Origin of the sequence: Allobranchiibius huperziae (genome assembly GCF_013410455.1) — a bacterium.
GTDB lineage: Bacteria > Actinomycetota > Actinomycetes > Actinomycetales > Dermatophilaceae > Allobranchiibius > Allobranchiibius huperziae.
This window is the reverse complement of the sequence record NZ_JACCFW010000001.1, coordinates 2,516,191-2,538,984: the sequence shown is the minus strand read 5'-3', so window position 1 is coordinate 2,538,984 and position 22,794 is coordinate 2,516,191. Positions and strand designations below refer to the sequence as shown.

The window sequence follows — 22,794 nt, the reverse complement described above, 5'->3', positions numbered from 1 at the left end:
GAAGGACTGAACATGAGCACAGTTGCCACCCCAGAGAAGGACCAGACCGCCCCTGAGGCCGGCGGCGTCGGCCGGATCGCCCGCGTCATCGGACCCGTCGTCGACGTGGAGTTCTCGGTCGACTCGATGCCCGAGATCTACAACCTGCTGACCCTCGAGGTCGACCTCACCGGCGAGAACATCGAGGGCGAGGGCAAGACCCACATCAACCTCGAGGTCGCCCAGCACATCGGCGACAACATGGTCCGCGCGATCTCGTTGCAGCCGACCGACGGCGTCGTGCGCGGCGCCCCGGTGCAGGACACCGGCGGCCCGATCAGCGTGCCCGTCGGCGACGTCACCCTCGGCAAGGTCTTCAACGCCACCGGTGACTGCCTGAACCTCAAGGACGGCGAGAAGCTCGACATCACCGAGCGCTGGGGCATCCACCGCCGCTCGCCGGCGTTCGACCAGCTGGAGTCCAAGACCCAGATGTTCGAGACCGGCATCAAGGTCATCGACCTGCTCACGCCGTACGTGCAGGGCGGGAAGATCGGCCTCTTCGGTGGTGCCGGTGTCGGCAAGACCGTGCTGATCCAGGAGATGATTGCCCGCGTCGCCCGCGACCACGGTGGTGTCTCGGTGTTCGCCGGTGTCGGTGAGCGCACCCGTGAGGGCAACGACCTGATGGTCGAGATGGAGGAGGCCGGCGTGCTCGGCCAGACCGCCCTCGTCTTCGGCCAGATGGACGAGCCGCCGGGCACGCGTCTGCGCGTGGCCCTGTCGGCGCTGACGATGGCGGAGTACTTCCGTGACGAGCAGAACCAGGACGTGCTGCTCTTCATCGACAACATCTTCCGGTTCACCCAGGCCGGTTCCGAGGTCTCCACGCTGCTCGGCCGGATGCCGTCCGCGGTGGGTTACCAGCCGACGCTGGCCGACGAGATGGGCGTGCTGCAGGAGCGCATCACCTCCACCCGCGGCCACTCGATCACCTCCATGCAGGCGATCTACGTGCCGGCCGACGACTACACCGACCCGGCGCCCGCCACGACGTTCGCGCACCTGGACGCCACGACCGAGCTCTCGCGTGACATCGCCTCGATGGGTATCTACCCCGCGGTGGACCCGCTGAGCTCCAGCTCGCGCATCCTGGACCCGCGCTACATCGAGCAGGACCACTACGACACCGCGGTCCGGATCAAGGGGATCCTGCAGCGCAACCGCGAACTGCAGGACATCATCGCGATCCTCGGTATCGACGAGTTGTCCGAAGAGGACAAGGTGCTGGTCAACCGGGCCCGCCGGATCCAGCGCTTCCTGTCCCAGAACACCTACGTCGCCAAGCAGTTCACCGGCATCGAGGGTTCGACCGTGCCGCTCTCGGAGACGATCGAGGGCTTCACCAAGATCGCCGACGGCGACTACGACGACACCCCCGAGCAGGCGTTCTTCATGTGCGGTGGCCTCGAGGACGTCGAGCGCCGAGCGAAGGAACTGCACGAGCAGGGCGACTGACCGCTTCGGTCCCACCCGTTTCATCCAGAACGGCCACCCGGCACACCCGGGTGGCCGTTCCGGCGTTCGGGTCTGTGTATGCCGCGCCGCGTACGGGGTCGAGGTGGGGGTTCTGCGTCTGTGGCCAGGGCTGCAGCACTGGCCACCAACGCAAACCGGCGGCACCGACGCAGACTGTCCACCGAGGACGCACATCGGCGGCACCGACGCAGACTGTCCGCCGGCGACGCACACCGGCAGCACCGGTTGAGCGCGCGTCGGGCCGGTCCGGAGCAGGTCAGCCGGGGTCGGGCTCGGCGCGGCTCGCCAGCGCGACGCAACTGCCGAGGGTGACCGCAAACCCGAGCACCGCGACGATCGCCAGGTGCCGGCGTACGTCGTCGCCCAGGAAGGCGAGCCCGATCGCGGCCGGCAGCACGGTCTCGACGGCGAAGGTGACGGCAGCGACCGTCGTCGTGCGGCCGCGGTCGAGCGCGAGCCCGTAACAGACGGTGGCGAGCACGCCGTGCGCGACGAGTGCCCAGAACGTCACTTCGCCGAGCAGCCGCCACCAGTCGTGAGGGATGAACAGGATGCGCGCGGCCACGCCCACCATCCCGAAGCCGGCGCCGGCCGCCGCGGCCAGCGTCAGCGCCGACGACCCGGCGTCGCGTACCGCCCACCAGCCCGTGGCGATCACCGCCGCGACCACCGCCGCGGCCGCCAGCAGCAGCCACCCGGCGAGATGACCGACGTGCTTGGCCGGCCCCTCGTGAGCACTCACCGCCAGGAGCGCAAGACCGAGCACCACCCCGACCAGCGCGCCGATCTCCCTGCCGCGCAGGCGGACTCCGAGGAAGAGCACGGCGAGCACCGCGGTGAAGGCCACCGATGAGGCCACCGCCGACTCGACCAGGAACAGCGGCAGGGTCCGCAGCGCGGCGGCGGAGAAGACGAAACCCAGGCCGTCGAGCAGCAGCCCCCAGAAGTACATCGAGGCGCCCGGCACGCGGGCGCGCCACCCCTGGTCGGACGGCAGGGCGGAGAGCCGGCGTACGCCGATCGCCTGCAGGATGGTCGCGGCGCCGTACGCGATCGCCGCCGCGAGCGCACCGAGCAGGCTGAGCGTCACGGGGGCGTCAGCGCGGGCGTGACATGGCCACGCGGCGGGCCTGGTCGGCGTACCGGTCGTCGACCGCGCCGGGGGAGAACTCGCCGTAACGGTTGTCGACGGCTTGTGCGAGCAGCCGGTCCGCGAGCCGCGGGTTCTTCGGGAGCACCGACCCGTGCAGGTAGGTGCCGAGCACGTTGCGGTGCCGCGCGCCCTCGGTGTTGTCCTCGCCGTTGTTTCCCGCGCCCTGTACGACGGTCGCGAGCGGCTGGGCGCCCGCACCGAGGTAGGTCTTGCCGCTGTGGTTCTCGTAGCCCACGAGGTCGCCGACGTCGGGGTGGCGGGTGGTGATGTTGCCGATGAGGCGGGTGGTGCCGCCGACGGTGTGCACGTCGAGGAGACCGATGCCCGGCAGCCGACGCCCGTCGACGGTGTCGAAGTGGTGGCCGAAGAGCTGGTAGAGCCCGCACACCAGGAGCATCGGCACGTCGGCCTCGGCCAGGTCGTGCAGGCGCGGGCCGAGCTTCTGCAGGTCGTCCACGATGACGATCTGCCCGCTGTCCTGCCCGCCGCCGCCGACGATGAGGTCGACGTCGTCCGGGAAGGCGTCGCCGGGGTTGTAGTCCAGCACCTCCGGGTCGTACCCGTGCCAGGCCAGGCGCTGCTTCAGCACCAGGGTGTTGCCCCAGTCGCCGTAGATGTTCATGTCCCGCGGGTAGAGCTGCAGGATGCGGACCGGCCTGCTCATCACGCGACCACCTTGTCCAGAGCGCCCTTGGTGCCGAGCACCTTTCGGATGGCCAGCATGGCCGTGTACGTGCAGTAGATGCGCTTGTCCTGCCCCGTTGTCGAGCGCAGGAACTCCTCGACCGCACGCTCCGGATCGGGCGTCACCACCCCGACCGGCACGTCGTCGTACCGCAGGCGCAGCGCCATGTCGTACGCGCGCACGCCGGCGACCGTGGTGACCCCTCCCGCGCGCAACGACGCGAAGTCGACGTCCCAGAGCCAGCTCATGTCGCGTCCGTCGGCGTAGTTGTCGTTGATCGCGATCATGGTCGCGGTGTCGGCCGGGTCGTACGACGAGAGGGCGAGCCGGAACCCCGCCGGGTTCTTCACCAGTACCATCGCGCAGGTCTGGCCGTCGATCTGCAGAGTCTCGCCGCGACCGAACGCCGGGCGCACCTTCGACAGCGCCTCCAGCATCTGCGGTTCGCGCAGGTCGCCGCCGAGGACCGCCCGCGTGAGCGCGATCGCGGCCGTCGCGTTGAGCACGTTGTAGACGCCGGTCAGCATCAGGTGCGCGCTGTGACTGCCGCCCGCGTAGGAGATCTCCGCCCGGTCGCCCTCGACGGAGTCCAGCTGGGTGTCGTCGACGTAGGTCGCGGGGGCCGGGTGGGGCGCGCCCTCCGAGCCGCCGTACAGGTTGTCGTCGGAGGGGAAGCTCGCGGACAGCGCGGCGCTCGTGCCGTAGCTGCGCAGCGTCGGGCCGGTGATGCCCTCGGCGAAGACCTGCGCACCGAGCCGGGGGTCGTCGCGGTTGACCACGACGGCCTCGGTGGTGGCGCGGGCGATCGACTGCAGCATCCGGGCGGTGTGATCGATCTCACCGAACCGGTCGAGCTGGTCGCGCATCACGTTGAGCAGCAGGCAGTAGCGCGGTGCGATCTCCTTGACGAAGTGCACCGCGTGCGCCTCGTCGAGCTCCAGCACCGCGATGTCGGCCGGCAGGTGCCCGCGGACGTCGACCGCGCCGAGCAGCGCCGCCGCGACGCCGCGGACGAAGTTGCTGCCGGTGCGGTTGGTGAAGACCCGAAGGCCTTGTGATTCCAGCAGGTCCACCACGATCTTGGTGGTGGTGGTCTTGCCGTTGGTGCCGCTGACGACGACCACCCCGCGGGGCAGGGTGGCGAGCACGCGGCGGACGTACGACGGGTCGAGACGCTCGACGAAGAGGCCGGGGAAGGCCGAGCCTCCACCGCGCGCGAGGGCTGCGCGACGGACGACCTTGCCGAGCACGGTGGTCACTGGGATCGGCACCCGGCGATGGTATCCGCCCGGGGGCGCCGGCCCGGGGACAGGCCGACTGGAATCCGGCGGGTACCCGGTAGGCTGGGCGGGTCCGACAGACCCGGCCGGCGCCGTGCAATACCTCGCATCCCGGCGCCTGACCTAGGAGTAGCACACCGTGGCCCCACTCGACGTCCAACTTGTCGCCGCCGACCGTCTGGTCTGGGAGGGCGAGGCGAACGGGGTGAGCGCCCGCACCACCGAGGGCGAGCTCGGGATCCTGCCCGGCCACGCACCGCTGCTGTCGGTGCTCGTCGACGGCGAGGTGCGCATCGACCCCGCCGACGGTCAGCGTCGGGTCGCCAAGATCGACGGTGGTTTCGTCTCGGTCGACAACGACAAGGTGACGGTCGTCGCCGAGACCGTCGACGCCTCCGACTTCTGAGCTGACGGCGTATCGGTAGAGCAGGGCGCCCGGTCCCGTGAGCAAGAGCTTCCTGCACTCCAGTGAGCTGGTCGCGTTCGGTCTGGGTGTCCTGCTGGCCCTGATCGCGGTGGCAGTCGTCGCGTTCGTGCTGCGCAACCGATCGATCGGGCGCGGCCACACGGCGTACCTGGTGGCGGTGCAGAAGGGCCCGCACTTTCGCCTCGGCCAGGCTCAGGTGTCGGCCTCGAGCGTGCGCTGGTACGGCATGCGCAGCATGTCGGTGCGCCCGTCGCAGGTATGGCGGCGCGGTGACCTCGAGCTGGGTCCGCCGCGGCCCGCCCCCAAGAGCTCCTCGATGGTGCTGACCGATCCGGTGCGGGTCACCTGCCGGATCGACGACCGGACCTTCGAGATCGCGATGAACAACGCCGACTACACGGCGCTGCGCTCCTGGTCGGAGTCGGCGCCGCCCGGCATCCACGCCGACGTCGCGTGAGAGTGACCGAGCCCGACTGGGTGCAGCACGTCGTCTGGTGGCAGGTCTACCCCCTCGGGGTGGCCGGCGCCGACACGACCGGGGCGTCCCGGTCGCCGACACCGGCGCTCACGCGGATCGGCGACTGGCTCGACTACGCCGTCTCCCTCGGGGCATCCGGGATCGCTCTGGGACCGGTGTTCGGCTCGAGTACGCACGGCTACGACACCATCGACTACGGGCGGATCGACGACCGGCTCGGCACCGACGCGGACTTCGACGCCCTCGTGCACGCGGCGCACGCACGCGGCGTGCGGGTGCTGCTGGACGGGGTCTTCAACCACGTCGGGCGCGAGCACCCCGCCTTCCAGGACGTGCTCGCCCACGGCGCCGACTCGGCGTACGCCGGGTGGTTCCGGCTGCGCTGGCCCTCCGGCACGGACGGCCCGCCGGAGTACGACGACTTCGAGGGCCACTCCCAGCTGGTCGCCCTGGACCACTCCTCGTCGGCCGTCGTCGAGATGGTGACCGACGTGATGCGGCACTGGCTGGATCGCGGTGCGGACGGCTGGCGGCTGGACGCGGCGTACGCGGTGCCGCCCGCCTTCTGGTCGCGGGTGCTGCCCGCCGTGAGGGAGAGCCACTCCGACGCGTACATCGTGGGGGAGGTGATCCACGGCGACTACGCGGGCATCGTGCGCGAGTCCGGGATGGACTCGCTCACCCAGTACGAGCTGTGGAAGGCCATCTGGAGCTCGGTGCACGACGGCAACCTCGTCGAGCTGGCCGCCGCGCTGCAGCGGCACGACGACTTCCTCGACGCCTTCGTGCCGCTGACCTTCGTCGGCAACCACGACGTCACCCGCATCGCCAGCCAGATCACCGACGAGCGTCACGTCGCGCATGCCGTGGTCGTCCTGATGACCGTAGGTGGCACGCCGAGCATCTACTACGGCGACGAGCAGGCGTTCCGGGGCGTGAAGGAGGAGCGCGTCGGGGGCGACGACGAGATCCGCCCGTCACTTCCCCCGGACCCGGACGAGCTGTCACCGCTGGGGGAGCCCACGCTGCAGCTGCACCAGGAGCTGATCGGGCTGCGCCGGCGCCATCCGTGGCTGCACACCGCACACACCTCGGTGGTCGAACTCGCGAACGCGACGATGGTCTACGACGTGAGCGGCGACGGTGGCGAACGACTGCGCGTCGCGCTCAACCTGAGCGACGACGGCTACGGGGTCGACGCGGACGGGCTGTCGCTGCAAGCGGGTTCAGCGTCAGGCGCCGGCGACCGCCTCACCGTCGACCCGCACGGCTGGGCCGTCCTCGGCTGATCCGCCCCCGTCGAGTGGCATACATATGTGTCCAGTGGCGCACTCCTACGGGGTGCACCCGAAACATTCGTATGCCACTCGGCTAGACGGTCAGCGACCGCCGCCGGGCTTCCACTGCACGTCGCCGCCGTGGTCGAGATTGGCGGTGCGGGCGGCGAGGAAGAGCAGGTCCGAGAGGCGGTTGAGGTAGCGCGCGGTGAGCGGGTTGACCCCGCCGGGCTCGCCGGTGCCCGCGGGAGCCTCGCCGTCGCCGTACTCGGCGATCGCGGCCCAGGTGGACCGTTCGGCGCGCCGGGCGACGGTGCGCGCGAGGTGCAGGTGGGCTGCTCCGACCGATCCGCCGGGCAGGATGAACGAGCGCAGCGTCTCCAGCTCCTCGTTGAGCCGGTCGCAGTCGGCCTCCAGCTCATCGACCCAGGCTGCCTGGACGCGCAGCGGCGGGTGCTCCGGATCGGCCACGAGCGGCGTACACAGGTCGGCGCCCACGTCGAAGAGATCGTTCTGGATGCGACGCAGCATCGTGGTGAGGTCCGCGCGCAGCTCACCCGTCGCGACCGCTACGCCGATGCAGGAGTTGGCCTCGTCGACATCGGCGAACGCGACCAGGCGCGGGTCGTTCTTGCCGGTGCGGCTGAAGTCGCCGAGCGAGGTGCTGCCGTCGTCGCCGGTGCGGGTGTAGATCCTGCTGAGGATGACCATGGCCCGATCCTCTCAGGGCTCGGTGCCGCTGCGCTGCCGACGGTGGTACAGGTAGGTCCGACAGCCACAGGCTGACCTATGGCTCCCGGCCTTACCTGCGCCGGGGTGGGCGGTCAGCCGACGGCGGTCGCCGCCGCGCGGCGCGGATCGGCCGCCGCGAAGAGCGTCCCGTCGCCCGAGCGGTACGCCGCCCCCACCCCGCCGAAGTACATGGCGCGGGGCGGGTGCGCCACGGCATCCCGACCGACCAGAGCCGCCTCGATGGCGGGGTCGGGCTCGTGCTGCACGACCTCGCGGTCACCGACGAGCTGCACGTGCAGCCGCGGTGCGTCGATGCCCTCCTGCAGGTCGGCGTCGGCCAGGCAGTAGCGCCCCATCACCTGCATGAGCGCCGAGGTGATCCGGTCGGCGCCGGGACTGCCGATCGCGAGCAGACCCCCGTCGTCGCTGCGCGCCGTGGTCGGCGCCATGTTGGAGGCGATGCGGGTGCCGGGCGGCAGGGCGTGCAGTCCGAGACGGTTCAGCTCCGGCTCGCCCAGGCAGTTGTTCAGGATCAGTCCGGTGCCGGGCACCGTGACGCCGGAGGAGTATCCGGCCGACGAGGTGATCGAGCACGCGGTGCCGGTCGCGTCGACCACGGACACCTGCACGGTGTCAGCGCTGGTCGACAGGGCAGCGCGCGCATCGTCGGTGGCACCGTTCAGCAGTGCGGTGCCGGCGGCCGCCAGGTCGACGGCGGTGTCCAGGTGCGCCTCGCGGTAGCGCAGCACCCGGGTCTGTACGTCGATCAGCGCAGCGGGGTCGGTGCCGGTCTCGGCCAGCATCCGCAGCATGGTGGTGAGCACCGGACCGCCGATGGACGGGGGTGGATTGGTGGCGATGTCCCAGCGGCCGAGGCGGGTGCGGTTCGCGGGGCGGGCCGTCGCGGTGTACGCCGCGAGATCGGCCCTGGTCAGCAGACCGCCCTCGCGCTGGACGTGCTCGGCGACCGCGTCGGCCAGGTCGCCGTCGTACAGCGTCGAGAAGCCCCGCCGGCCGATCGTTTCGAGGGTGTCCGCGAGGTCGGAGTTGGTCATCGTGTCGCCCGGGCCGAGCGGCGCCCCGTCCTCAAAGTGTGCCTCGCGCGTCACCGGGTCGAAGGCGTAGAGCGGGTCGCCGACCAACTGCAGATAGCTGCCGGCCGCCGAGCCGAGCTCGAACCCGTCGCGTGCAGCGGCGACCGCGGGTGCGAGCACGTCCGCCAGGGAGGCCTGACCGAACCGCTCCCGTGCCAGTGCGAAGGCCGCGAACGATCCCGGAGTGGCAGCGGATCCGGCTCCGCCGTAGACGGTGATGCCGCCGGCGTAGTTCAGCGACATCTCCCGCAGCCCCTCGCCGAAGCGTTCTCGGGGAAGGCCGTGCCCCGGCATCTCGCAGTTGCCGTCGATCACGACAGGGGAGCCGTCGGCGGCCCAGACGTTGACGAACGCACCGCCGAGCGCGCTGACGATGCCCGGCTCGGTCACGTAGGCCACCATCACCGCGGCGATCGAGGCGTCCACGGCGCTTCCTCCGGCGTGTGCGACGGCGAGTGCCGCATCGGTCGCCAGCCGGTTGGGAGCGGCGACCGCGATGCTCGTCATACGGTCAGAAGAGCCGGGTGGTCGCGTCGTCGATGCCACGCAGCGCGTCGTAATCCAACGTGACGCAACGGATTCCGCGATCCTGCGCGAGTACGCGCGCCTGAGGCTTGATCTGCTGGGCGGCGAACACCCCGCTTACCGGGTGCAGGTGCGGGTCGCGGTTCAGCAGCTCCAGGTAACGGGTGAGCTGCTCGACCCCGTCGATGTCGCCGCGGCGTTTGATCTCGACGGCGACCGTGGCGCCGCCCGCGTCGCGACACACGATGTCCACCGGGCCGATGGCCGTGGGGTATTCGCGGCGCACCAGGGAGTAGCCGTCGCCGAGGGTGTGGATGTGCTCGGCGAGCAGTGCCTGCAGCTGCGCCTCGACGCCGTCCTTGACCAGGCCCGGGTCGATCCCCAGGTCGTGAGAGGAGTCGTGCAGCACCTCGTGGATCAGCACCCGCAGGCGGTCCTCGGACTTGGCGTGCTGCACCGACCAGGTCATCACCACGCCGGTCTCGCGCTCGTCCTCGGTGGGCTCCACCTGCGCCATCGCGCAGGGCGGGGACATCCAGTTGAGCGGTTTGTAGGACCCGCCGTCGCTGTGCACCAGCACCGAACCGTCGGCCTTGACCATGAGCAGCCGGGTCGCCAGAGGCAGATGGGCGGTCAGTCTTCCGGTGTAATCCACGCTGCAGCGGGCGATGACGACGCGCACGACCGGCAGCCTAACCGCAGTGGGCGGTCTGGGAGACTGCGCGCATGACGGGCGAGATCGCGCAGGTAGGGGTTATCGGACTGGGCACCATGGGTGCCGGCATCGTGGAGGTCTTCGCTCGCGCGGGATTGCGTGTCGTCGGCGTCGACGGCAGCCAGGAGCTCGCCGACCGCGGACGCGGCTTCCTGGAGTCCTCGACCGGCCGGGCCGTCTCGCGCGGCCGGCTGGCGGAGAGCGCGCAGCAGGAGATCCTCGACAGGGTCACGTGGACCGCCGAGTACGACGCGCTCGCCGACTGCGACCTGGTCATCGAAGCCGTCCCCGAGCGGCTCGACATCAAGACCGCGATCTTCACCAAGCTGGACGGCGTGGTGCGCCCGGACACCGTCCTCGCGTCCAACACCTCCAGCCTGTCGCTCACCGAGATCGCGGCCGCCACAGCGCGTCCGGAGCGAGTCGTCGGCATGCACTTCTTCAACCCCGCGCCCGTGCTGAAGCTCGTCGAGGTCATCACCACCGTGCTGAGCGACGACGCCGTGGTCGAGCGCGTCCGCGATCTGGCCGAGCGGCTGGGCAAGAAACCCGTCGTCGTACGCGACCGCGCGGGCTTCGTCGCCAACGCGCTCCTGATCACCTACCTGGCACGCGCGATCCGCACGTACGAGACCGGGCACGTCAGCCGTGAGGACCTCGACGACGCCGGGCGTGTCGGTGTCGGCTTCCCGATGGGGCCGCTGACGCTGTCCGACCTGATCGGACTCGACGTGGTCAAGGAGGTCTGCGACGTGCTCTACGCCGCCACGCACGACCCGTCGGCCGCACCGCCCGCGCTGCTGCAGCAACTGGTCGCCGCCGGGCGGCTCGGACGCAAGACCGGCTCCGGCTTCTACGACTATGAGAAGGCCGGCTCCGGCACCGTGACACCCGACGCAGCGCAGGACGACGTGAAGCCCGCGGCACAGGTGGTCGTGGTCGGCGAGTCCGCAGCGGCGTCCGACCTCGCCGGGCAGATCGGCGGCGGAGGCGCCTCCTTGGTGGAGTGGGTGAGCACCGCCGGCGCCCGCGACTCGCTCGCCGGGGTCGACGTCGTGATCCTCGCCAGCGACACCAGCCCCGACTGGGTCGCCGAACTGCTGGCCACGATGGACTCCGGCGCGACCCTGGCCGTCGCGTCGCCGGGCGGTGCTGCGGCGACGCCGGCCGCCTCCAGCGGCGTCACCGTGGTGGCCCTTCGCGTGCACCCGGCGACCAAGGGTGGGCGCCTCGCCGAGGTCCTGCGCTCGACGGGTGCCCCGCAGGTCGCGACGTTGCGCGCGACGTTGTCCGCTGCCGGCTTCGTCGTGGTCGGCGGCCGGTTGCGTGCAGGGGGAGTCGTCGACGCCCTGCTCTACCCGCACCTCAACGACGCGGTGCGGATGCTCGACTCCGGCTACGCCACCGCCGCCGACATCGACACCGCGATGACCGCCGGATGCGGTTACCCCGAGGGCCCGCTGGCGATGATCGACCGGATCGGTCCGGCGCAGGTCGCCGCAGTCCTCACCACGATGCGGGACGAGACGGGCGAGGTGGGATTGACCCCTTCGCCGCTGCTGCGCGAGGCCACCGCCGCCGGCCAGTCGCTGCACGGCTGAGCCGATGCCGCGGCGCAGGCGGCCACCCCGTCGTACCCCCGGCCCGGCACCCGACATCTCGCGGGTGCTGGAGTCGGGCGTGCGCCGCGAGCAGTACGCCGGCGGCGCATGGATGGTGCGCCCGGTGCGGGGCAACGCCAACGGCCGGGTCTACACCTGCCCGGGCTGCAGTCAACAGCTGTCGGCCTCCCTCGCGCACGTGGTGGTGTGGCCGGACGACGGCCTCGGCGACGTGAGCGACCGGCGGCACTGGCACACGGGCTGCTGGAAGGCCCGCGACCGCCGCCCGCCCCGCGGCTCCTGGCGCTAGCCGTTCACGGGAGTGGGGTCGCCGCGCGCTCTACAGGGCGCGCCACGACCCCACGTGCGGTGGCCTACATCGTGCGGCCGGCCTCGTGCTTCTTGCGGTAGGCGAGGTTGAGCGCCTCGACGGCGATGGCGAACGCGATGGGGCCGTAGATCGCGGACTTGGAGAGGTGCACGTCGAAGCCCTCCGCGATCAGCGTCGACCCGATCAGCACCAGGAAGCTGAGCGCCAGCATCTTGACGGTCGGGTGCGCGTTCACGAAGTCGCTGATGCGCCCCGCCAGCACCATCATCAGGCCGATCGACAGCACCACGGCGGCGATCATGATCGACAGCTGGTCGACCATCCCGACGGCGGTGATCACCGAGTCCAGGGAGAAGACCGCGTCGATGAGCAGGATCTGCACGATCACCTTGCCCATCGTGGACGTCACCCCGGTCGCCAGGTGGGCCTCGCCGGCGCCCTCGATCTTGTCGTGGATCTCGGTGACGGCCTTGTAGACCAGGAAGAGGCCACCGGCCAGCAGGATCAGGTCACGGCCGGAGAACTCCAGTGCCTGAGCGTCGCCGATCGAGAAGATCGGTGCCGTCAGCCCCACGATCCAGGACGCGACCGCGAGCAACCCGATGCGCAGCACCAGCGCCAGGGCGAGTCCGATGATCCGGGCCCGCTGCTGCTGGGACCTCGGCAGGCGGCCGGTGAGGATCGAGATGAAGACGACGTTGTCGATGCCGAGCACGAGCTCGAGCGCGAAGAGGGTCAGGAAGGCGACCCAGAGATCCGGGCTGGTGAGGAAGTCCATGATTGACCGGCCAACGATCGATCGCCGGCGGCGGTTCCGGGTCCGTCAGCCGGCGGGCTGCACCAGCTCGACCAGCACGCCGCCGGCGTCCTTGGGGTGCACGAAGTTGACGCTGCTGCCCGCGGTGCCGCGCCGCGGCTCGTCGTACAGCAGCCGCATCCCGCGGTCGCGCAGGGTGGCGCTGACGGCCTCGATGTCGACGACCCGGTAGGCGACCTGCTGCACACCGGGGCCGGAGCGGTCCAGGAACCTCGCGATCGCCGACTCCGGGGACGCCGGGGCGAGCAGCTGGATCTGCGTGCCGTCCTCGCTGCCCGCACGCAGCATCGCCTCGTGGACCCCCTGCTCGTCGTTGGTCTCGCGGTGGGTGAGCCGCATGCCGAACGTCGCCTGGTAGAAGTCGATCGCGGCGTCCAGGTCGGGCACGGCGACGCCCACGTGGTCGACGGCGGTGAAGAGATGGGTCGGCAGGCTCGGCATACCGGCAAGGCTAAAGTGAAACCCGTCACCCGGAAGATCCCGGAACCGTTCCCCCACGCCCGCAACTCGTTGGAGCAGACCCCTGATGACCGACAGCGCGACCGATCGCACCCCCGTCCTCGTCGCCGGATCCCGTACGCCGATGGGCAAGCTGATGGGGGGTCTGAAGGACCTGTCCGCAGCCGATCTCGGCGGATTCGCCATCAAGGGCGCCCTCAACAAGGCCGGCATCAGCGGCGACCAGGTCGACTACGTGATCATGGGCCAGGTGCTGACCGCCGGCGCGGGCCAGATCCCCGCTCGCCAGGCCGCGGTCAAGGGCGGCATCCCGATGACCGTGCCCGCCCTCACCATCAACAAGGTCTGCCTGTCCGGCGTCGACGCCATCGCGCTCGCCGCCCAGCTGATCCGCGCCGGCGAGTTCGACGTCGTGGTGGCCGGTGGCCAGGAGTCGATGTCGCAGGCGCCGCACCTGCTGGAGAAGAGCCGCGGCGGGTTCAAGTACGGCGACGTCACCATGCGCGACCACATGGCGCACGACGGCCTGTGGGACGCCTTCACCGACCAGGCCATGGGCGGTCTCACCGAGGACGCCAACAGGGCCGACCAGGAGTTCAGCCGCGAGGAGCAGGACGCGTTCGGCGCCCGCAGCCACCAGCGCGCGGCCCAGGCCTGGAAGAACGGCCTCTTCGACGACGAGGTCGTCAGCGTGCTCATCCCGCAGCGCAAGGGGGACCCGATCGAGTTCCGCGACGACGAGGGCATTCGCCCCGACACCACGGTGGAATCCCTCGCGAAGCTGCGCCCGGCGTTCCGCAAGGACGGCACCATCACCGCCGGCTCCGCGTCCCCGATCTCCGACGGGGCGTGCGCGGTCGTCGTGATGAGCGCGGCCAAGGCCGCCGAGCTCGGGGTCACCCCACTCGCCGAGGTCGGCGAGCACGCTGTCGTCGCCGGCCCCGATTCGAGCCTGCAGTCCCAGCCGGCCAACGCGATCGCCGCGGCCTGCGCCAAGGCCGGCATCGCGCCGACCGACCTCGACCTGGTCGAGATCAACGAGGCCTTCGCAGCCGTCGGGCTGGCCTCGACCAAGCAGCTCGGTCTGGACCCGGAGAAGGTCAACGTCAACGGCGGAGCGATCGCGATGGGCCACCCGATCGGTATGTCGGGTGCGCGCATCGCGCTGCACCTCGCGCTGGAGTTGAAGCGGCGTGGCGGCGGTGTCGGTGCGGCCGCTCTGTGCGGTGGCGGTGGCCAGGGCGACGCACTGATCGTGCGCGTCCCGAAGTCCTGAACACCACCTCGGCGCAAGGGATCTCACGAATGCGCTCGCGACCGGTCGACGTACCGGCCCTGGTGACTGCGGCCCGCGACGGTTCGGCGCGGGCCGTTGCCCGGCTGATCACCCTCGTCGAGAACGCCGACCCCGCCCTGCGCGAGGTCATGGCGGCGCTCGCTCCGCACACCGGCTCCGCGTGGGTCATCGGCCTCACCGGCAGCCCCGGGGTGGGCAAGTCGACGACCACCAACACGCTGGTCGCGGCGTTCCGGGAGCGGGGTCTGCGGGTCGGCGTCCTCGCGGTCGACCCCAGCTCGCCGTTCTCCGGCGGTGCGCTGCTCGGTGACCGGATCCGCCTGCTGGACCACGCGCTCGACCCGCACGTCTACACCCGCTCGATGGCCAGCCGGGGACACCTGGGAGGCCTGTCGTTCGCCGCCCCGCAGTCGCTGCGGGTGCTCGATGCCGCCGGGTGCGACGTGATCCTCGTGGAGACGGTCGGCGTCGGGCAGAGCGAGGTCGAGATCGCCGCCCTCGCCGATACGACCATCGTCCTGCTCGCGCCCGGCATGGGCGACGGCATCCAGGCCGCCAAGGCCGGGATCCTGGAGATCGGCGACGTCTTCGTGGTCAACAAGGCGGATCGCGACGGCGTCAACACGACGGTGCGCGACCTGCGGGCGATGATCAGCCTGGGGGAGCGGACGGAGGCCGGCGCCTGGCGTCCGTCGGTGGAGAAGCTGGTCGCCGAGCGCGGAGAGGGCCGTGACGACGTGGTCGCCGCGCTCGACAAGCATCACGCCTGGCTCGTCGAACACGACGTGCTGCGCGAGCGCCGGATCGCACGCGCCGAGGGTGAGATCGCCGCGATCGCGCTGCAGACGCTGCGACTGCGGATGACCGATCCGCGTCGGGACGACAACCTGAACGAGCTGGCCGCGCGGGTCGTGGCCGGGAAGATCGACCCGTACGCCGCGGCGGACGAGCTGGTCGAGGCCCTCTGACGCCGGACCCGAGGGTGGGGCTTGGCGGCGCTCCTAGACTTTCGGTATGACGATCCGCACCCCCGCGATCCTGCTGATCGGCACCCAGCAGCGTGACGCCCTCACCCGGGAGTTCCGCCGCTACGAGGTCGACTACCGCATCGAGTACGCCGACGGGCTGGCCGCCGCGATCGCGACGACCCAGATGCTTCACTCACAGGACGTCCCGATCGCCCTGGTCGCAGCGCAGATGGAACTGCCGGACGCCGCCGGCCTGGTCGCCCTGGACTGCGTGCACGCCATCAGCTCCGCCGCCAAGCGGGTCATCGTGCTGGCGTGGGAGGAGTTCAGGTCGGCGATGGAGGTCGTGCGCGAGGCACAGCTCGCCGGGCGGATCGACACCTCTCTGACCGTGCCGCGGGGCGTGCGCGACGAGGAGTTCCACACCGCGGTCACCGAGCTGCTCTCGGACTGGGGCTGGACCTCCGATGTGCCCGTCGTGGAGTCGGTGCAGATCGTCAGCGACGGCATCTCACCGCTGAAGTCGCAGATCTGCGACTTCCTGGAGCGCCTCGGCGTCCCGTTCCGCGTCTACAAGCCCGACAGCGACGTCGGGCGGGATGCGCTGGCCGGGCTGAACGGCGCCGAGCCGACGTACCCGCTGGTCGTTTCCCCACTCGGCGGGGTGATGAACGCGCCGAGCATCGGCGAGATCGGCGCCCTCTTCAGCATGGGCCGCGAACCGGAGGCCGGGCGCGTCTACGACCTCGCGATCGTCGGTGCCGGTCCCGCGGGGCTGGCCGCGGCGGTGTACGGCGCGTCCGAGGGCCTCAGCACGATCATGCTCGACGCGGATGCCGTCGGAGGGCAGGCCGGAAGCAGCTCGATGATCCGCAACTATCTCGGCTTCCCCCGCGGGATCTCCGGGATGCGCCTCGCGCAGCGGGCCCGCAGTCAGGCCAATCGGTTCGGAGCGCACATCTACTCCGCCCGACCGGTGCACGCCGCCGAGCTGGCCGACGGCCCCAGCGGTGTGCACACCCTCACCCTCGACGACACGACCGTGCAGGCGCGAGCCCTGCTGGTGGCGACCGGGGTCTCCTACCGCCGACACGGCGTCCAGGCGGTCGAGGACTTCGTCGGGCTCGGGGTGCACTACGGAGCTGCGACCTCCGCGGCTCGCGGGTGCGAGGGCAAGGACGTGCACATCGTGGGCGGCGGCAACTCGGCGGGTCAGGCAGCAGTGCACCTGGCACGGTGGGCCCGCTCGGTCACCATCGTGATCCGCCGCCCGGACCTGTCCGAGACGATGTCGGACTACCTGACGCGTGAGATCGCGGGCAACCCGCGCATCGCGGTGCGCGCCTGCAGCGAGGTGATCGATGCCGGCGGCGCCGGCCGACTGGACTGGATCACGCTGCGCGACAAGAACACCGGCGGTGAGGAGAAGGTCTCCTCGCACGGGCTGTTCCTGCTGCTGGGTGCCAAGCCGTGTTGCGACTGGCTGCCGGACGACGTCGTCCGCGACCGTGCCGGCTTCGTCGTGACCGGCCGTGACACCCCGCAGCACACCTGGGTCGACGGGCTGCCCCCGGCGTCGCTGGAGACCACGGTGCCCGGCGTCTTCGCCGCCGGCGACATCCGCGCCGGGTCGATGAAACGGGTCGCGTCGGCCAGCGGAGAGGGCGCCGCCGCCGTACCTCTCGTGCACGCCTATCTCGACACCGTCAACGGCGAACGGCCGGTCCTGGAGCCGGTGCCAACCTCATGAGCCCCATCGTCGTCTTCTCTTGTATGAACACAACTCGCCGAGCGCTCTCCGCCGCCGCTCTCATCAGCCCGTTGGCACTGCTGGCCGCCTGTGGCAGTTCGAACTCCTCCGGTTCGCCGTCGACGGCCGCTCCGGCGTCCGTCAGCAGCACTACTTCGTCCGCGCCGTCCACCAGCGCGTCCACCCCTGGATCCGGCAGTTCGTCGGCCGGTTCCTCGTCTTCGAGCACGTCGTCGGCCGGTTCCTCGTCCGGCTCATCGACCGCCGGGGAGACCAGCGCCAGCGGATCCAGCGGCAGTGCAGCGGGGAGTCGGTGCCTCGCGACCTCGCTCAGCACGGGCGTCAGCGGGGTGGACGGCGCCGCGGGGTCGGCGTACTACACGGTCAGGCTGCGCAACGACGGGCACGCGACCTGCACGCTGGACGGATATCCCGGTGTGAGCCTGGTGGGCGCGAACGGCGTGCAGCTCGGCCACTCCGCGGACCGCAACCCGGCCGGCACGTCGAGGACGGTGACCCTGGCCGAAGGCGCCGCCACGACCTTCATCGTCCAGGTCGCCGACGCCGGCAACTACTCCTCGGGTCAGTGCCGGCCGACGGCCGCGCGCGGCTTCCGCATCTACCCCCCGGGCAGCACCCAGGCCATCTTCCTGTCCCGCTCCGGCATCACCGGATGCGCCGGCGCGACGGTGCACCAGCTGACCGTCGGACCGGTCGGCTACAACCCGAGCTGACTCCTCCGACGCCGCGCGCACCCGTTCCCGGATGCGCGGCGTCGGTGGATTCGCCGGACATGGACTGACAGCCACTCTCAGACCTGGGCGGCCGTGCGTTCGACCTCGAGCAGGGACGTGCTCTCGCGCTCCTTCTCGAAGGCCGCGCGTCCGCCGCGCACCCCGAAGAGGTGCTTGCTCCAGATCAGCCACGCGACGGCCGCGAGGTTGATCAGGAACGCCACGATCTTGAGCGCGCTCACCTTCTCGGTGAGTTCGTAGATCTCCAGCGGCAGGAAGACCGCCGTGCCGACGACGGCGACGTACTCGCCCCAGCGCTTCATGATCCACAGGCCGTAGGCCTCGAGGATCTCCAGCAGTCCGTAGGCGAGCACCCCCGCGGCCAGCAGCACCAACGTGCTGTGCCCGGCATCCAGTGCCCGCTGCAGCAGGCGCGTAGGCGCCGCGTCGGCGAAGTCGATGCCGGTACGCCGGGACAGGTCGCGCACGGCCGGCAGGTCCTTGTCGAAGACGCGCTGCACCGAGTCCTTGGCCCCGACGAACCGCCAGACGACGTACGCCGCCGCGATCAGGAACACCCCGCGGAGCAGACGTTCGATTGCGAGCAACCGGATGATGAACGCGTCGCGCAGCGCCTTGCCCCGCAACGGGACCGGCGCGTCATCGGCCGGTCCGGACGCGGTGGCCGGCCCGAGCGCGTAGTCGCCGCACCGCAGGCAGCGCCACGCCTCGCCTTGGGCGCTGTCGGCCCGTAGGCGACTCGCGAGCCCGCTCTCGTCCGGCGCGTAGGTGAGGTGGCCGTGCCGACCGCAGGAGCGCAGCTCCCAACGTCGTTCCATGGCCGCCCGGCGGGCCTGCTTGTCCTTCACGAACGGCAGCCTAGGCGGGGCGGCTCACAGCACGTCGCGCAGCGCGGGGTCGACCTCCCGTAGGACCGCGGCGCGGCCGTCGCCGGCGGTCCGTGCCGCGCGGGCGACGGCCGCGAGGCGCTCGCAGGTCGCCAGGTCGTGCAGCGACAGCGCGTAGCGCACCAGGTCGACCTTGCCGGGGGCCATCGACAGGCTGGTGACACCGAGGCCGGCGAGCACGAGCGCCATCAACGGGTCGCCGCCGGACTCCCCGCACACTCCCATCGGCTTGCCGTGGGCGCGCGCACCGACGCAGGCCGCATCGATCACGTCGAGCACCGCGGGCTGCCAGGGGTCCAGCAGATCCGACAGCGCGCCCTGCATCCGGTCGGCGGCCATCGTGTACTGCGCCAGGTCGTTGGTGCCGAGGGAGCCGAAGTCGACGACGTCGAGCACGTCGCGTGACCGCAGTGCCGCCGCGGGGATCTCGATCATCACGCCTGCCGAGGGCAGCCCGTGGGCGCGGACCCGCTCGGCGAACCACTGCGCCTCGTCGACGGTTGCGACCATGGGTGCCATCACCTTGACCTCGGCGGACGTGCCCTGAGCGGCAGCGCCGAGCGCCTCGAGCTGGTGGTCCAGCAGGTCGGGGATCGCCTGGCCCATCCGCAGCCCGCGGCGACCGAGCGCCGGGTTCTCCTCCTCGCCCAGATCGGCGAAGGCCAGCGGTTTGTCGGCGCCCGCGTCCAGGGTGCGCACGACGACCCGCCGGGTGCCGAACGCCGCGAAGACCGAGCGGTAGATCTGCGTCTGCTCCTCCACGGTCGGGGCGCTCTGCTTGCCGAGGAAGAGCACCTCGGTGCGGAAGAGGCCCACCCCCTCGACGTCCATCGGCCCGGCGCTGATCGCGTCCTGCGCGGTGCCGATGTTGACCAGCAGCGCGACGGGGTGACCGTCCTTGGTGCGGCCGGGTCCGGAGGCCGCCTGCAGCGCCGTACGACGGGCGAACGCCTTGCGCTGCATGGTGTCCTGGGTGGCCTGGTCCGGTTCGACCGTGACCACCCCGCTGTCGCCGTCGACCGCGACGATCGTCCCGACCTCCAGGGCGGTGGCGCCCGCGACCTGCACGGCCGCGGGGATGCCGAGGCCGGCGGCCAGGATCGCGGTGTGGCTGTTGCGACCGCCCGCCTCGGTGATGATGCCCCGCACCAGCGTCGCGTCGAGAGTGGCCGTCTCGGCGGGCGCCAGATCGCGGGCCACCAGCACGCACGGGCCGTGCAGCGCCGGGATGCCCGGCTCCGGCTCGCCGAGCAGCCGCGCCACGACGCGGTCGCGCACGTCGCACAGGTCGGTGACCCGCTCGGCGAGGTAGCCGCCCGCTGCCTGGAACATCGCGCAGTACTCCGCGACGCTGGCCTCGACCGCGCGGGTCGGGCCGCAGCCGTCGGTGATCCTCTTGCTGACCGCCTTGAGCAGTGCCCGGTCGCGGGCCATGAGCGCGGCCGCGCCGAGGATCTCCTTGGCCGCGCCGGGGGCGTCCTCGGCGCGACGCTCGAGACCCACCGCGACGTCCTCGAAGGCCCGCTCGACCGCGGTGATCGAGGCCGCCGCCTCCTCGGGCCCCTGGGGCGCCGGCTCGTTGGCGGGCGCGGTGAGCGCAGGACTGACCTGCACCACCGGTCCGACCGCCGAGCCCGGGCTGACCGGCACACCGCTCAAGGTGCGCATCTCAGTGGGCCGCGTCCAGGTCCTGCGACAGCAGGTCCACCAGGGAGTCGAGCGCTGCGTCCGGGTCGTCGCCCGTGACCGTGAGCTCCACGTCCTCACCGTGCTTGGCGCCGAGCGCCATCACCCCGAGGATGCTGGTCGCGTCGACCGGCTCCTCACCGGGGCGGGCGATCGTCACGTCGGCACCGGTGGCGCCGGCCGCCTGCACGAAGAGCGCCGCGGGCCGCGCGTGCAGTCCCACGCTGGAGGCGATGGTCGCCGTACGGGATTGGGTTGCCATGTCGGATTCCTTCTGGTTGCTGGTGATGGGTGGTCGTACGACGCTCAGGCTGCGACGAGCTGGTCGGCGGCAGCCGTGGCCTGCGTGCTGGCGGTGGAGCGCATCGACTTCAGCCCGATGACGACCGCCGCGGTGATGAGGGTGCCGATGACGACCGCGAGCACGTAGGTGAACGGGTTGCCGATCAGCGGCGCCACCCAGATGCCGCCGTGCGGAGCGCGCAGCGTGTTGTTGAAGAGGATCACCAGGCCGCCGGTCGCGCCGGAGCCGACCATCGAGGACACGATGACCCGCCACGGGTCGGCCGCGGCGAACGGGATCGCACCCTCGCTGATGAACGACGCGCCGAGCAGCCAGGCCGCCCGCCCGTTCTCCTGCTCGGCCGGGGTGAAGAGCCGCTTGCGCACCGTGGTGGCGAGAGCCATGCCGAGCGGGGGCGTCATACCGGCTGCCATCACGGCGGCCATGATCCGCAGCTGCGGGGCATCGCCGTTGCTGGCCGCGACGGTCGCCAGGCCAGTCGTCGCGAAGGTGTAGGCCACCTTGTTGACCGGGCCGCCCAGGTCGAAGCCCATCATCAGGCCGAGCACCACACCGAGCAGCACCAGACCGGCGCCGTTGGTGCCGAGGTTGTTGAGCCCGTCGGTCAGGTGATCGGTCAGCCACTTCAGCGGCCGTCCCAGGATGATGATCATGATCGCGCCGGTCAGCAGCGTGGAGATCAGCGGGATGACGACGACGGGCATGACGCCGCGGACGCCCTTCGGCACCTTCCACCGGCTCACGAAGAGCGCGATGAACCCGCCGATGAATCCGGTCGCGATGCCGCCGAGGAACCCGGTGCCCATGGTCGCGGCGATGGAGCCGCCCACGATGCCGGGCGCGATGCCCGGGCGGTCGGCGATGCCGAACGCGATGAAGCCGGACAGGATCGGCACGAGGAAGCCGAACGACGCGGCACCGACGACGAAGAGCAGCCCGGCCCAGTTCATCCCGCTGGTGGGGTCGAAGTGGGTCATCAGGTTGTAGGACTTCGCGAGCCCCGCGGCGTCGGTGAGGCTGAAGTTGGTGACGCCGATCGCGCCCTTCTTACCGCCCGCGACCTGCGCGAGCATGAAGGACAATGCGATGAGGATTCCGCCCGCAGCGACGAACGGGATCATGTAGCTCACCCCGGTCATCAGCCACTGCCGGATCCGGGTGCCGACCGAGGCGTTCTGGTCCACCTTGGTGACGAGAGCACCCGCACCCGCGCCGGCGCCCGCCGCACCTGCAGCGGCCGCCGCCTGTGGGTTCGCCGCACGCTCCTCGGCGAGCTGCACCGCCTGCGCGATGAGTCCCGGAGCATCGGAGATGGCCTTCTTCACCCCGACGTCGACCGTGGGCTTCCCGGCGAAGCGGGACTTGTCCTTGACCTCGAGGTCGTGGGCGAAGATGACCGCGTCCGCGGACGCGATCGTCTCGGTCTTGAGCGGCGAGGACCCGGCGGAGCCCTGGGTCTCCACCTCCATCTCGTGGCCGGCGTCCCGGGCGGCCTGTTCGAGGGCCTCGGCAGCCATGTAGGTATGCGCGATGCCGGTGGGACACGAGGTGACACCAACGAACTTCATGATCCGACTACTTCCTTGTTGACGAGGTCCACGACGGCAGCCGGGTCGGCGGCCTGGGCGAGCGATTCACGGAACTCCCGGCGCATGAGCTTCCGGGCGAGGGCGGCGAGGATCTTCAGGTGGTCATCGCCTCCGCCCTCGGGTGCGGCGATGAGGAAGATGAGGGTGGCGGGCCCGTCCTCGGCGCCCCAGTCGATGCCGGTGGTGCGTCCGAAGACGAGCGATGGCTCGGTCACCGCGGCGCTGCGGGCGTGGGGGATGCCGATGCCGCCGGGCAGGCCGGTCGCCATCTGCTCCTCGCGCTTGCGCACGTCGGCCAGGAACTGTTCCAGGTCGGTCACCCGCCCGCTGGCGACGAGGGTCTGCGCGAGGGTGCGGGTCGCCTCGTGGCGGTCCGTCGCGCTCAGGTCGAGGACGACCTGGTCGGTGGTGATGATGGACATCGGTTGTTCCTTTCGTGGGGCTGCTGTGCGACGGGCCGGACCGG

General features: G+C 71.1%; 24 protein-coding genes. 10 read left to right on the top strand and 14 right to left on the bottom strand.

What is annotated here, in order from left to right:
• Nucleotides 1–12: 12 nt before the first annotated feature.
• Nucleotides 13–1,497 (top strand): F0F1 ATP synthase subunit beta, encoded by a 1,485-nt coding sequence (atpD, locus tag HNR15_RS11895; RefSeq protein WP_179482028.1) that lies wholly within the window; start codon nt 13–15, stop codon nt 1,495–1,497.
• A 277-nt stretch (nt 1,498–1,774) separates the two neighbouring features.
• Here the strand turns inward: atpD and HNR15_RS11890 are convergent, their stop codons facing one another.
• From HNR15_RS11890 to HNR15_RS11880, 3 genes are read right to left on the bottom strand one after another with little or no spacing between them, the layout of a single operon-like run.
• Complete coding sequence (locus HNR15_RS11890) at nt 1,775–2,608, bottom strand: hypothetical protein (protein ID WP_179482026.1); 834 nt, start codon at nt 2,606–2,608, stop codon at nt 1,775–1,777.
• 7 nt (nt 2,609–2,615) lie between these two features.
• A complete protein-coding gene (locus tag HNR15_RS11885; RefSeq protein WP_179482024.1) occupies nt 2,616–3,335 on the bottom strand; it encodes a type 1 glutamine amidotransferase in 720 nt (239 codons plus the stop codon).
• Nucleotides 3,335–4,621: a MurT ligase domain-containing protein gene (locus HNR15_RS11880; RefSeq protein WP_179483744.1), complete on the bottom strand. Its 1,287-nt coding sequence runs from the start codon at nt 4,619–4,621 to the stop codon at nt 3,335–3,337. The genes HNR15_RS11885 and HNR15_RS11880 overlap by 1 nt, the downstream gene beginning before the upstream one ends.
• 154 nt (nt 4,622–4,775) lie before the next feature.
• Between HNR15_RS11880 and HNR15_RS11875 the strand changes: the two genes are divergently transcribed.
• From HNR15_RS11875 to HNR15_RS11865, 3 genes are read left to right on the top strand one after another with little or no spacing between them, the layout of a single operon-like run.
• Nucleotides 4,776–5,042, top strand: coding sequence for a F0F1 ATP synthase subunit epsilon (locus HNR15_RS11875; protein ID WP_179482021.1), 267 nt, complete (start codon nt 4,776–4,778; stop codon nt 5,040–5,042).
• A gap of 37 nt (nt 5,043–5,079) precedes the next feature.
• Nucleotides 5,080–5,520, top strand: coding sequence for a DUF2550 family protein (locus tag HNR15_RS11870; protein WP_179482019.1), 441 nt, complete (start codon nt 5,080–5,082; stop codon nt 5,518–5,520).
• Between the two features lie 2 nt (nt 5,521–5,522).
• Entirely contained in the window at nt 5,523–6,830 is a 1,308-nt protein-coding gene (locus tag HNR15_RS11865) for an alpha-amylase family glycosyl hydrolase (RefSeq protein ID WP_343048523.1), read from the top strand.
• Nucleotides 6,831–6,920: 90 nt separating this feature from the next.
• Here the strand turns inward: HNR15_RS11865 and HNR15_RS11860 are convergent, their stop codons facing one another.
• From HNR15_RS11860 to nucS, 3 genes are all read right to left on the bottom strand, one after another.
• Nucleotides 6,921–7,529, bottom strand: a complete 609-nt coding sequence (locus tag HNR15_RS11860; protein ID WP_179482017.1) for a cob(I)yrinic acid a,c-diamide adenosyltransferase — start codon at nt 7,527–7,529, stop codon at nt 6,921–6,923.
• Between the two features lie 113 nt (nt 7,530–7,642).
• Complete coding sequence (locus HNR15_RS11855; RefSeq protein ID WP_179482015.1) at nt 7,643–9,151, bottom strand: gamma-glutamyltransferase; 1,509 nt, start codon at nt 9,149–9,151, stop codon at nt 7,643–7,645.
• 4 nt (nt 9,152–9,155) lie between these two features.
• The gene (nucS, locus tag HNR15_RS11850) at nt 9,156–9,851 is read right to left on the bottom strand and encodes an endonuclease NucS (protein ID WP_179482013.1); all 696 of its coding nucleotides are present in this window, start codon (nt 9,849–9,851) and stop codon (nt 9,156–9,158) included.
• A gap of 44 nt (nt 9,852–9,895) precedes the next feature.
• Here nucS and HNR15_RS11845 point away from each other — a divergent pair, with 44 nt between their 5' ends.
• Both HNR15_RS11845 and HNR15_RS11840 read left to right on the top strand, forming a co-directional pair.
• Nucleotides 9,896–11,485, top strand: a complete 1,590-nt coding sequence (locus tag HNR15_RS11845; RefSeq protein ID WP_179482011.1) for a 3-hydroxyacyl-CoA dehydrogenase family protein — start codon at nt 9,896–9,898, stop codon at nt 11,483–11,485.
• 4 nt (nt 11,486–11,489) lie between these two features.
• Nucleotides 11,490–11,795, top strand: coding sequence for a hypothetical protein (locus HNR15_RS11840; RefSeq protein WP_179482009.1), 306 nt, complete (start codon nt 11,490–11,492; stop codon nt 11,793–11,795).
• Nucleotides 11,796–11,859: 64 nt separating this feature from the next.
• Here HNR15_RS11840 and HNR15_RS11835 read toward each other — a convergent pair whose 3' ends face one another.
• Both HNR15_RS11835 and mce read right to left on the bottom strand, forming a co-directional pair.
• A complete protein-coding gene (locus tag HNR15_RS11835) occupies nt 11,860–12,594 on the bottom strand; it encodes a TerC family protein (RefSeq protein WP_179482007.1) in 735 nt (244 codons plus the stop codon).
• Between the two features lie 45 nt (nt 12,595–12,639).
• A complete protein-coding gene (gene mce / locus HNR15_RS11830) occupies nt 12,640–13,074 on the bottom strand; it encodes a methylmalonyl-CoA epimerase (RefSeq protein WP_179482005.1) in 435 nt (144 codons plus the stop codon).
• Nucleotides 13,075–13,159: 85 nt separating this feature from the next.
• Between mce and HNR15_RS11825 the strand changes: the two genes are divergently transcribed.
• The 3 genes from HNR15_RS11825 to HNR15_RS11815 are packed head-to-tail and all read left to right on the top strand — an operon-like array spanning nt 13,160 to nt 17,107.
• The gene (locus HNR15_RS11825) at nt 13,160–14,368 is read left to right on the top strand and encodes an acetyl-CoA C-acetyltransferase (RefSeq protein WP_179482003.1); all 1,209 of its coding nucleotides are present in this window, start codon (nt 13,160–13,162) and stop codon (nt 14,366–14,368) included.
• Between the two features lie 29 nt (nt 14,369–14,397).
• Entirely contained in the window at nt 14,398–15,357 is a 960-nt protein-coding gene (gene meaB / locus HNR15_RS11820) for a methylmalonyl Co-A mutase-associated GTPase MeaB (protein ID WP_179482001.1), read from the top strand.
• A 46-nt stretch (nt 15,358–15,403) separates the two neighbouring features.
• Nucleotides 15,404–17,107, top strand: coding sequence for an NAD(P)/FAD-dependent oxidoreductase (locus HNR15_RS11815; RefSeq protein WP_179481999.1), 1,704 nt, complete (start codon nt 15,404–15,406; stop codon nt 17,105–17,107).
• Here HNR15_RS11815 and HNR15_RS11810 read toward each other — a convergent pair.
• Nucleotides 17,064–17,444 (bottom strand): hypothetical protein, encoded by a 381-nt coding sequence (locus HNR15_RS11810; protein WP_179481996.1) that lies wholly within the window; start codon nt 17,442–17,444, stop codon nt 17,064–17,066. The genes HNR15_RS11815 and HNR15_RS11810 overlap by 44 nt on opposite strands.
• A 13-nt stretch (nt 17,445–17,457) precedes the next feature.
• On the opposite strand from HNR15_RS11810, the gene HNR15_RS11805 reads away from it, so the two are divergent.
• Complete coding sequence (locus tag HNR15_RS11805; protein WP_179481994.1) at nt 17,458–17,841, top strand: DUF4232 domain-containing protein; 384 nt, start codon at nt 17,458–17,460, stop codon at nt 17,839–17,841.
• Between the two features lie 77 nt (nt 17,842–17,918).
• On the opposite strand, the gene HNR15_RS11800 is transcribed toward HNR15_RS11805, so the two are convergent.
• The 5 genes from HNR15_RS11800 to HNR15_RS11780 are packed head-to-tail and all read right to left on the bottom strand — an operon-like array spanning nt 17,919 to nt 22,750.
• Entirely contained in the window at nt 17,919–18,710 is a 792-nt protein-coding gene (locus HNR15_RS11800) for a DUF2127 domain-containing protein (protein ID WP_218883689.1), read from the bottom strand.
• A 24-nt stretch (nt 18,711–18,734) separates the two neighbouring features.
• Nucleotides 18,735–20,417, bottom strand: a complete 1,683-nt coding sequence (gene ptsP, locus HNR15_RS11795; protein ID WP_179481992.1) for a phosphoenolpyruvate--protein phosphotransferase — start codon at nt 20,415–20,417, stop codon at nt 18,735–18,737.
• Between the two features lies 1 nt (nt 20,418).
• The gene (locus HNR15_RS11790; protein WP_179481990.1) at nt 20,419–20,697 is read right to left on the bottom strand and encodes an HPr family phosphocarrier protein; all 279 of its coding nucleotides are present in this window, start codon (nt 20,695–20,697) and stop codon (nt 20,419–20,421) included.
• 44 nt (nt 20,698–20,741) lie between these two features.
• Nucleotides 20,742–22,307, bottom strand: a complete 1,566-nt coding sequence (locus HNR15_RS11785; RefSeq protein WP_179481987.1) for a PTS fructose transporter subunit IIC — start codon at nt 22,305–22,307, stop codon at nt 20,742–20,744.
• Nucleotides 22,304–22,750 carry a PTS sugar transporter subunit IIA gene (locus HNR15_RS11780; RefSeq protein WP_179481985.1) on the bottom strand — a complete coding sequence of 149 codons (447 nt, stop codon included), beginning with the start codon at nt 22,748–22,750 and terminating at the stop codon, nt 22,304–22,306. The genes HNR15_RS11785 and HNR15_RS11780 overlap by 4 nt, the downstream gene beginning before the upstream one ends.
• Between the last annotated feature and the right edge of the window lie 44 nt (nt 22,751–22,794).

Bases quoted from the DNA above. Each gene is read 5' to 3' on its own strand.
- atpD (WP_179482028.1), top strand. From the start codon at position 13: ATGAGCACAGTTGCCACCCCAGAGAAGGACCAGACCGCCCCTGAGGCC.
- HNR15_RS11885 (WP_179482024.1), bottom strand. From the start codon at position 3,335: ATGAGCAGGCCGGTCCGCATCCTGCAGCTCTACCCGCGGGACATGAAC.
- HNR15_RS11860 (WP_179482017.1), bottom strand. From the start codon at position 7,529: ATGGTCATCCTCAGCAGGATCTACACCCGCACCGGCGACGACGGCAGC.
- HNR15_RS11855 (WP_179482015.1), bottom strand. From the start codon at position 9,151: ATGACGAGCATCGCGGTCGCCGCTCCCAACCGGCTGGCGACCGATGCG.
- HNR15_RS11845 (WP_179482011.1), top strand. From the start codon at position 9,896: ATGACGGGCGAGATCGCGCAGGTAGGGGTTATCGGACTGGGCACCATG.
- HNR15_RS11840 (WP_179482009.1), top strand. From the start codon at position 11,490: ATGCCGCGGCGCAGGCGGCCACCCCGTCGTACCCCCGGCCCGGCACCC.
- HNR15_RS11835 (WP_179482007.1), bottom strand. From the start codon at position 12,594: ATGGACTTCCTCACCAGCCCGGATCTCTGGGTCGCCTTCCTGACCCTC.
- mce (WP_179482005.1), bottom strand. From the start codon at position 13,074: ATGCCGAGCCTGCCGACCCATCTCTTCACCGCCGTCGACCACGTGGGC.
- HNR15_RS11825 (WP_179482003.1), top strand. From the start codon at position 13,160: ATGACCGACAGCGCGACCGATCGCACCCCCGTCCTCGTCGCCGGATCC.
- meaB (WP_179482001.1), top strand. From the start codon at position 14,398: ATGCGCTCGCGACCGGTCGACGTACCGGCCCTGGTGACTGCGGCCCGC.
- HNR15_RS11815 (WP_179481999.1), top strand. From the start codon at position 15,404: ATGACGATCCGCACCCCCGCGATCCTGCTGATCGGCACCCAGCAGCGT.
- ptsP (WP_179481992.1), bottom strand. From the start codon at position 20,417: ATGCGCACCTTGAGCGGTGTGCCGGTCAGCCCGGGCTCGGCGGTCGGA.
- HNR15_RS11790 (WP_179481990.1), bottom strand. From the start codon at position 20,697: ATGGCAACCCAATCCCGTACGGCGACCATCGCCTCCAGCGTGGGACTG.
- HNR15_RS11785 (WP_179481987.1), bottom strand. From the start codon at position 22,307: ATGAAGTTCGTTGGTGTCACCTCGTGTCCCACCGGCATCGCGCATACC.
- HNR15_RS11780 (WP_179481985.1), bottom strand. From the start codon at position 22,750: ATGTCCATCATCACCACCGACCAGGTCGTCCTCGACCTGAGCGCGACG.